Raw genomic sequence first — 8,944 nt, 5'->3', positions numbered from 1 at the left:
TTCTTTTAGTTGTTGATTTCATAACACTCTCCAATTTTGGGGGTGGAAAGTGTCAACCTTATTTAGGACGGCACACCCAAAACAAAAAAAGCCTCTCAATTGAGAGGCTTTTTATTTAGAAACAGTACCACCCTAAATAAGGTTGACACATTTCCAATATTAGAAAATTGAACGGCCAATTCGCTCTGAGAGCAGCTCAAGCGCCTTAGTACCAGCAAGCGAGTTACCTGAAGGATCAAGCTCTGGAGACCATACTGAAATGGTCATTTCACCAGGTACTACCGCGATAATGCCACCACCAACACCAGACTTACCAGGCATTCCAACGCGATAAGCAAACTCGCCCGCGCCATCATACAAGCCACACGTTGCTAACAGTGCATTAAGTTGTTTGGTTTGCACAGGAGAAACTACAGGCTTACCCGTTTGTACCGATGTGCCCTTGTTTGCTAAATAGCTAAACGTTTTAGCCAAATCGACGCAACTCATCTTCAGCGCACAAGCGTGGAAGTAGTTTTGTAGTACTGGAATCACTTCATTTTCGAAGTTGCCAAACGAACGCATGAGATATGCAATCGCCGCATTACGATCACCATGCATCATTTCGGATGCCGCAACGACTTTGTCATACACAATATGGGTATCACCAGAAAGCTGACGCACAAACTCCAACAGGCGCTGACGAGGCGCAGATAAGCGAGTTTGTAACAAATCCGCCACTACTATCGCTCCAGCATTTATAAATGGATTACGAGGAATACCTTGCTCCATTTCTAGCTGGATTAGCGAATTAAATGCCTGCCCCGAAGGCTCTTTTCCCACTCGAGACCAAATTTCTTCTTGCTTGTACAAGCACATCGCTAACGTCAAGCTCAATGCTTTTGAAATAGATTGGATAGAGAAAGGTTCATCGGCATCACCCGCCTTAATAACCTCACCTTCGTTGGTGTATACCGCAATACCTAACTTGTTGCTGGGTACTTTTGCCAGAGCAGGAATGTAATCAGCCACTTTACCTTGGCCGATTAAAGGGCGTACTTCCGCCAAAATATCTGTCAAAATTTCCACTGTCGGTTTCATTCTCTACCTTCTATTTACAAGAGAACTCGTTGAGCTCAGAGGTAAAAAAAGCCAACGTGTCGTTGGCTTTTCCATAGGGTTCGTTCGACTCAAGTCGATTATGGTTTTACTGCCACAATAATATTGCGGTTGATAGATTGATCAACACGGTGAAGATAACCGATGTAAGGCTCTTCTGAAAGTACCTTCCAACCTTGCTCTTCAAATAATGCCGCGACATCTTTCCATTTCAATGTGAATTCATTGAAAGACAACACCACTGAACCTTGCTTTTTCAATACCACTTTCCATGCAGGCAGAGCCTCTTTTAAAAGCTCTAGTGGACTACGGTTCAGTTTGCTGTCCTTGGCATTTTTGCTGCCGTGCTGCACGCCGTAAGGCAAGTCAGACACCATCACATCAACTGAGTTCTTTTTCACGACTTGATCAGCGATACGAGTATCAGCCGAATACAGCTTCATAAACTGAAGATTGCCTTGGTTGTAATCTTCTTTATTTGCTGCAGTTTCAACCACGAAACCATCCGCCACTTTCTTGCCACCCGCAGTGCGCTTTTCTTTGCTCACTTTGTGCTTAAAGCGGCCATTCTTCATGAACTTAACAATAAAGGTCTGGATCTCTTGCACCCACTTGGCGTTGATCTCAACCCCTACCACGTTCAAACCGTGGATCAAGCCTTCAAATAAGGTTGTACCTTTACCACACATTGGATCCATTAAGGTCAGTTGTTCACTTCCCGTATTGGACGCACTAATGCCGATATTCACCATCAAACGGGTAAACTGCTCATTTGTTTTCCCGGTGTAGCGCAAAATCTGGCTCATGCTTTCCGGGAAAGTGTTAAATACGGGCGCTTGAACTGGTCGAAGTAAACCATCTTCGCGCACTTCAAATAGCGCATAGTAAATCGAAGAGGCTGCGATTCTTCGCGCCTGCTCATCGGTTAGCGCCTCCTGACAAGAAAACACCAACGCAGCAGGTAAGCCAACGTTTTTACTACCAATTTCTGTCACATCCACGCCTTGTGAAGCTAAAATTGCTTTTAGTTCAGAACAGGCAATGGTCATTGCGCTATCAAAGTAAATTCGGTTATGACCCGGATTCGCTAATATCGCGTAATGGTACATCCCATGAACTCCTCTGGTTACGCAATACGCTTATATTTGATATCCCAAACACCATGACCAAGACGGTGACCACGAGCTTCAAACTTCGTTAGCGGGCGATCGTCTGGACGAGGAACGAAATCACCATCTTTAGCAATGTTTTCGAAACCTGGCGCTTGGTTCATCACTTCAATCATGTGCTCTGCGTAGTTTTCCCAGTCGGTCGCCATGTGGAAAATACCTTCATTAGGGATAAGCTTCTCACGCACCATTTCCGCAAAACCTAATTGAACAATACGACGCTTGTGGTGACGCTTCTTATGCCAAGGGTCTGGGAAGAACAATTGCAGTGTCGATAAGCTGCCATTTGGGATCATGTGTTCGAATACTTCTACCGCATCGTGACACATTACACGCAGGTTAGTAATTCCCGCCTCGCGAGCATCGGCAAGACAAGCACCAACGCCTGGGCTATGAACTTCGATACCGATGAAGTTTTTCTCTGGCGCGTTCTTTGCCATTTCAACCAATGAAGCACCCATACCAAAACCGATCTCAAGCACTACTGGGTTATCGTTGCCAAACACCTCTTTCCAATCGAGAAGTTCAGCTTTGAAGTCAATACCCATCGTAGGCCAGCATTCATTCATCGCGCTCTCTTGACCTTTAGTCAAACGCCCTTCACGGCGTACAAAGCTGCGGATTTTGCGGATCAGCTTTCCGTCTTCGTTGTATTCGTTAGTGGTTACTTCACTCATTGATTTTGCCTGCACATTGATTAATCAAAGCGGGGATTATCCAAAGAATTTACTTAGGTGCAAGTATTTGTTGAGCTCTTGGTCTATGGCAACCCAAAAGCAACGAAACACCTCTTTATATCCCTACTGTTTATCCGTTGTACTTCTTGCCCATTATGTGGTGCAATTTTGCACCTAACCAATAATAGAATACAGAGCAAGTCGTGACACCTTTCGCCAGTGCCATCCTAGAATGGTATGACGCATATGGAAGAAAAGATCTTCCGTGGCAACAAAATAAGACCGCATACAGTGTCTGGTTGTCTGAAATTATGCTTCAGCAAACTCAGGTCACTACGGTTATTCCGTATTACCAACGTTTTTTGGAGCGCTTTCCAACCGTGATCGATCTTGCCAATGCTGAGCAAGATGAAGTCCTACACCTTTGGACTGGCTTAGGGTATTACGCCCGAGCCCGTAACCTTCACAAAGCAGCACAAGAGGTCGCCTCTACATACAATGGTGAGTTTCCTCTTGATATAGAGAAAATGAACGCCCTACCGGGGATTGGTCGCTCTACTGCTGCCGCCATTTTATCGTCTGTGTATAAACAACCACACGCGATTCTTGATGGTAACGTGAAGCGCACCCTATCCCGCTGTTTCGCAGTTGCAGGATGGCCAGGACAAAAAAAGGTTGAAAACCAGCTGTGGGAAATTGCCGAAACGCACACCCCACAAACGGATGTAGATAAGTATAACCAGGCAATGATGGACATGGGCGCAATGGTCTGCACACGCAGCAAACCCAAATGTAGCCTCTGCCCTGTTGCTGATCTGTGTGTGGCAAAGCAACAAGGTAATGTGCTCGACTACCCGGGCAAAAAACCGAAGAAAGATAAGCCAATCAAGCAAACTCGTTTCGTGATGCTTCACCACAACACCGAAAATGGTCATGAGGTGTGGTTGGAGCAAAGACCACAAACAGGCATTTGGGGTGGCTTATTCTGCTTCCCACAAACCGAACATGTGGATGCAGAAAGCGACATTGAATTGCTACTGGATCAACGCGGCATTCAAGCCAGCAATATCAAACAGAAGCAAACACTGATTACCTTTCGTCATACATTCAGCCATTACCACCTAGATATCACGCCAATTTTGATTGATTTATCAAAGCAACCGGACGTGATAATGGAAGGCAACAAAGGTCTTTGGTATAACTTATCTAAACCTGAAGAAGTCGGTTTAGCCGCGCCAGTAAAACTATTGCTGGAAACGCTACCCCACGAACTTCGTTAATTGAATACAAGGAGTCATTATGAGCCGCACTGTATTTTGTGCTCGACTAAAGAAAGAAGGCGAAGGTCTAGACTTTCAACTTTACCCTGGTGAACTAGGTAAACGCATTTTCGACAACATCTCGAAAGAAGCGTGGGCTCAGTGGCAACACAAACAAACCATGTTGATCAACGAGAAGAAACTCAACATGATGGATCCAGAACACCGCAAACTGATCGAAACAGAAATGGTAAATTTCCTCTTTGAAGGAAAAGACGTTCATATCGAAGGTTACACACCGCCGAGCGAATAAAGTCGCTTGAGTTAAACAATGACATCACAACCATTTGTGGTGTCATTTTTCTATTACCTTCAATAACTCTGATACTTATGAAAAAAATTGTCTTTATCGCTGCCGCACTTTTAATGGCAGGCTGTAGCCGTGAATTCGTCGAAAAGATTTATGACGTCAACTACGAGCCAACAAACCGTTTTGCCAATAACTTAGCTGAGCTACCAGGACAATTTGAAAAAGATACTGCGGCGCTAGATGCCTTAATCAATAGCTTTTCAGGCAATATTCAAAAGCGCTGGGGTAAAAAAGAAATCAAGTACGCTGGCAAGAGTAATTACGTTAAGTACATCGATAACTACCTTAGCCGCGCCGAGGTCGACTTTCGCAAAGGCGTGATCACGATAGAGACCGTATCACCGACCGAGCCCCAAAAACACCTAAAAGACGCGATTGTCACCACCTTATTAACACCAGACGATCCCGCTCACGTCGACTTATTCTCCTCTAAAGGTATCACGTTAGAGGGGCAACCATTCCTGTATAAACAAGTTGTCGACCAAGACAATAAGCCAATTCAATGGTCTTGGCGGGCAAACCGATTTGCGGAATACCTCATCGCAAATAAAATAAAAACCAAAAATGTAGATTTCAAGAAAGCGTATTACGTCGAAATTCCCATGGTTGAAGACCACTTTTCAACTCGCAGCTACCAATACGCCGATATCGTGCGTCGAGCTTCCAAGAAATACGACATTCCAGAAGACTTGATATACGCCATTATTAAAACCGAGAGCAGTTTCAACCCATACGCGGTAAGTTGGGCAAATGCATATGGCCTAATGCAAGTTGTACCTAAAACAGCGGGACGAGATGTGTTCAAACTCGTGAAAAAGCGCTCGGGCCAACCAAGCCCTGAATATTTGTTTAATCCAGAAAACAACATAGATACCGGTACTGCGTATTTCTATATCTTAAAAAATCGTTATTTAAGAGAAGTCCGCCACCCTACCTCTCTCGAGTACAGCATGATTTCAGCTTACAATGGCGGTACTGGAGGAGTTTTAAACACATTTCATCGCAGTGATCGCAAACGCGCAATGCAAGATCTTAATTCATTGCAACCCAACCAAGTTTATTGGGCGTTAACCAAGAAACACCCGAACGCAGAAGCGCGTCGCTACCTAGAAAAAGTTACAAATTTCAAAAAGGAATTTAACTCGAAGCAAACTTTGTAGTGACAGTTGAATAAAAAGCGTTCGAACAACCACTTTTTTGAAATTATTTAAAAAAAGTGGTTGACGCAACGCGGGAAAATCCGTTTAATAGCGCTCCGTTGCCCGGATAGCTCAGTCGGTAGAGCAGAGGATTGAAAATCCTCGTGTCGGTGGTTCGATTCCGCCTCCGGGCACCACAATTTGATTTGTTGGTGTCTTAACGAAATGTTATAACACGGACAAAAGCACAAAGAATAAAGTGTGCCGACTTAGCTCAGTAGGTAGAGCAACTGACTTGTAATCAGTAGGTCACCAGTTCGATTCCGGTAGTCGGCACCATTCTTTTGCCTCGATAGCTCAGTCGGTAGAGCAGAGGATTGAAAATCCTCGTGTCGGTGGTTCGATTCCGCCTCGAGGCACCATATTTGGTGCACTTGCTTCATAAGCAAGACACAAAAAAGAATAGTTCCTCCTTAGCTCAGTTGGTAGAGCGACGGACTGTTAATCCGCAGGTCGCTGGTTCGAGCCCAGCAGGAGGAGCCAATTTCTAGAATCTTACTTAAGTGAGATTTTAAAAACAGAAGAGATAATCTCTTCTAAAAAGAATACAGTGTGCCGACTTAGCTCAGTAGGTAGAGCAACTGACTTGTAATCAGTAGGTCACCAGTTCGATTCCGGTAGTCGGCACCATTCTTTTGCCTCGATAGCTCAGTCGGTAGAGCAGAGGATTGAAAATCCTCGTGTCGGTGGTTCGATTCCGCCTCGAGGCACCATATTTGGTGCACTTGCTTCATAAGCAAGACACAAAAAATAATAATTCCTCCTTAGCTCAGTTGGTAGAGCGACGGACTGTTAATCCGCAGGTCGCTGGTTCGAGCCCAGCAGGAGGAGCCAATTTTAAAGCCGCATCACTTGATGCGGCTTTTTTGTATCTGCTTTATACGTCATTTCTCGCTTTCCCATTTATCTGCACTTCATTTCTAAACATCAGCGAACATTAAATCCTTTCTTCAAAAACACTTATTTCACGCTAAAAATTTAATCCTCATCGTAATTTTAATACGCATTAGTATCCGAGCATATTCATCTTCACTAAGATGCCCGAGTTATTACATTTCTTCTTTTAGCTATGCCTTGCATAGTGATAACACTTTATTTGTGAGCTAAATATGAAACTAAAAACTCAAGCCTATTTATTATCTGCGATCATATTGCTAGCTCTCCTAGCTCTGACCGCAACGGGCTTATGGACACTTCGCGTCGCAAGTAACCTTGATAACAAAGCTCGAGTTACTGAGCTATTTAAAAGTGCGTACAGCATACTTACCGAAGTAGAAAAGATGGCTATCGAAGGCAAAATGCCGGAAGACGAAGCGAAAGCATTAGCCACTCGCCTACTTCGTAACAATATCTACAAAGACAACGAATACGTTTATGTCGCAGATGAAAATATGATGTTCATCGCCGCACCACTAGACCCTCAACTGCACGGAACCAGCTTCCATGACTTTAAAGATGGCAGTGGTAATAGCGTAGGCCAACTCATTCTAGATGTATTGGGGCACAAAACAGGTCAGATCGTTGAATATACCTGGAGCCAAAAACAAGCTGACGGCAGCATTGAAGAAAAACACTCGATAGCAGAAAAAACACCACACTGGGGCTGGGTTGTCGGTACAGGTATTGGCTTTAATGAAGTTAACGCACGTTTTTGGTCGACAGCACAATGGCAGCTTGTGCTGTGTCTGATTATCGCGGGAAGTATTCTAAGTGGCCTGATCATTTCGATTCGCAAAATGCTTAATCTACTTGGTGGAGAGCCTAACGACGTGCGTAAAGCAGTTCAAGCTGTCGCTCAAGGAGACATTCAGACCAGTTTTGATACTGTGGCACCGAGAGGAAGTATCTATCGTGCCGTGCAAGATATGAGTCAATCACTAGCTACCATGGTGACAAACCTAGAGAAGTCTATGCATGCACTGCGCGCAGAGTTGTTTGCCGTAGAGGCTCGATCAAATACGATTGCCGATCTTACCGTATCTCAGCAGCAATCAACGGCGATGATTGCCACTGCGATGACTGAAATGGCATCTTCAGCCAACCATGTTGCCAATTCAGCAAGCGACACCGCAAACAATACGGACGAGGCTGACAAACAAAGCCAACATACTCAGAAACTCATTCATAACACGGTTGAAAACATTCAAGGTTTAGCTTCTCAATTAAATACTGCGAGTAAAGCGGTCGCCGATCTAGATCAGGATGTAAATAATATTGTAAAAGTGCTCGATGTGATTGGTGATATTGCAGAGCAAACAAACCTATTGGCACTCAATGCAGCCATTGAAGCAGCACGAGCTGGAGAACAAGGCCGAGGCTTCGCAGTCGTTGCTGATGAGGTACGCAACCTAGCAGGACGCACACAAGACAGCACAAAAGAGATTCAGTATATGATCTCCAATCTGCAAGAAGGCTCTCGCAATGCCATTCACACAATGGAAATATGTGCAGAAACCAGTGAAAGCACTGTTACAGAGTCTAAGAATGCCTCTGAAGCTCTACAGCAAATTGTAACGGCGTTAGAATCTATCACCACAATGAGCCAGCAGATCGCTACTGCTGCCGCTGAGCAGACGCAGGTTAGCGATGATATTGCGCTACGCATAAACCTTATCGATGAAAGCGGAGGCCAACTCAACTCTGTCGTAACCGAGAGTCAATCAAGTACTCAAAGTTTAGCTTCACTAGCGAATGAGCTAGAAGGTTGGGTAAACAAGTTCTCAGTAAAGCACTAGTTTAAAGTCAATTGTTCAATAAAAAGCACGTTTTCAGACGTGCTTTTTTGTTTTTATCGCCTTTATTTTGCAAGTGAACACACTATCAATGTTAAAACATCGCTTAAAGCATGGCGCATTGCTGCTAAAAACGCATAAAAACAGCCCACTCCGAGCACAAATTCATCAAACGATATTTTATTTTAATTTTATTGTTGACCTGAAAGCCGAAAAGCCTTTTAATACACCTCGTCGCCCGGATAGCTCAGTCGGTAGAGCAGAGGATTGAAAATCCTCGTGTCGGTGGTTCGATTCCGCCTCCGGGCACCACAATTTATTAATTGTTGGTGCTTAGCACGAACAATGTTAAAGAATAAAATGTGCCGACTTAGCTCAGTAGGTAGAGCAACTGACTTGTAATCAGTAGGTCACCAGTTCGATTCCGGTAGTCGGCACCA

At 44.4% G+C, this 8,944-nt stretch carries 7 protein-coding genes and 9 tRNA genes; 13 read left to right on the top strand and 3 right to left on the bottom strand.

Going from position 1 to position 8,944, the window contains the following annotated elements:
- Nucleotides 1-159: 159 nt before the first annotated feature.
- The 3 genes from glsB to trmB all read right to left on the bottom strand — a co-directional run bounded on the left by glsB (nt 160) and on the right by trmB (nt 2,944).
- Nucleotides 160-1,080: a glutaminase B gene (gene glsB / locus R7F64_RS23435; RefSeq protein WP_005381007.1), complete on the bottom strand. Its 921-nt coding sequence runs from the start codon at nt 1,078-1,080 to the stop codon at nt 160-162.
- A 98-nt stretch (nt 1,081-1,178) separates the two neighbouring features.
- Nucleotides 1,179-2,207: a DNA methylase gene (locus tag R7F64_RS23430; RefSeq protein WP_318072113.1), complete on the bottom strand. Its 1,029-nt coding sequence runs from the start codon at nt 2,205-2,207 to the stop codon at nt 1,179-1,181.
- Nucleotides 2,208-2,224: 17 nt separating this feature from the next.
- Nucleotides 2,225-2,944: a tRNA (guanosine(46)-N7)-methyltransferase TrmB gene (gene trmB / locus R7F64_RS23425; RefSeq protein WP_005384506.1), complete on the bottom strand. Its 720-nt coding sequence runs from the start codon at nt 2,942-2,944 to the stop codon at nt 2,225-2,227.
- 203 nt (nt 2,945-3,147) lie between these two features.
- On the opposite strand from trmB, the gene mutY reads away from it, so the two are divergent.
- From mutY to R7F64_RS23360, 13 genes are all read left to right on the top strand, one after another.
- Nucleotides 3,148-4,224, top strand: a complete 1,077-nt coding sequence (gene mutY / locus R7F64_RS23420; protein WP_017635575.1) for an A/G-specific adenine glycosylase — start codon at nt 3,148-3,150, stop codon at nt 4,222-4,224.
- A 19-nt stretch (nt 4,225-4,243) separates the two neighbouring features.
- The gene (locus R7F64_RS23415) at nt 4,244-4,516 is read left to right on the top strand and encodes an oxidative damage protection protein (protein WP_005381002.1); all 273 of its coding nucleotides are present in this window, start codon (nt 4,244-4,246) and stop codon (nt 4,514-4,516) included.
- Between the two features lie 77 nt (nt 4,517-4,593).
- Nucleotides 4,594-5,733 (top strand): membrane-bound lytic murein transglycosylase MltC, encoded by a 1,140-nt coding sequence (gene mltC / locus R7F64_RS23410; protein ID WP_005381001.1) that lies wholly within the window; start codon nt 4,594-4,596, stop codon nt 5,731-5,733.
- A gap of 100 nt (nt 5,734-5,833) precedes the next feature.
- Nucleotides 5,834-5,909 (top strand) — tRNA-Phe (locus tag R7F64_RS23405).
- Between the two features lie 66 nt (nt 5,910-5,975).
- Nucleotides 5,976-6,051: transfer RNA gene (locus R7F64_RS23400), tRNA-Thr, on the top strand.
- A gap of 7 nt (nt 6,052-6,058) precedes the next feature.
- Nucleotides 6,059-6,134: transfer RNA gene (locus tag R7F64_RS23395), tRNA-Phe, on the top strand.
- Nucleotides 6,135-6,179: 45 nt separating this feature from the next.
- Nucleotides 6,180-6,255 (top strand) — tRNA-Asn (locus R7F64_RS23390).
- 71 nt (nt 6,256-6,326) lie between these two features.
- Nucleotides 6,327-6,402, top strand: a tRNA-Thr gene (locus R7F64_RS23385).
- Nucleotides 6,403-6,409: 7 nt separating this feature from the next.
- Nucleotides 6,410-6,485 (top strand) — tRNA-Phe (locus tag R7F64_RS23380).
- A gap of 45 nt (nt 6,486-6,530) precedes the next feature.
- Nucleotides 6,531-6,606, top strand: a tRNA-Asn gene (locus tag R7F64_RS23375).
- Nucleotides 6,607-6,881: 275 nt separating this feature from the next.
- Entirely contained in the window at nt 6,882-8,507 is a 1,626-nt protein-coding gene (locus R7F64_RS23370) for a methyl-accepting chemotaxis protein (protein WP_017635717.1), read from the top strand.
- A 233-nt stretch (nt 8,508-8,740) separates the two neighbouring features.
- Nucleotides 8,741-8,816 (top strand) — tRNA-Phe (locus R7F64_RS23365).
- Nucleotides 8,817-8,868: 52 nt separating this feature from the next.
- Nucleotides 8,869-8,944, top strand: a tRNA-Thr gene (locus R7F64_RS23360).

Origin of the sequence: Vibrio sp. Vb1980, assembly GCF_033338615.1 — a bacterium.
GTDB lineage: Bacteria > Pseudomonadota > Gammaproteobacteria > Enterobacterales > Vibrionaceae > Vibrio > Vibrio alginolyticus.
Note: the sequence above shows the minus strand (reverse complement) of the source record. Positions and strands in the feature narration are given on the sequence as shown.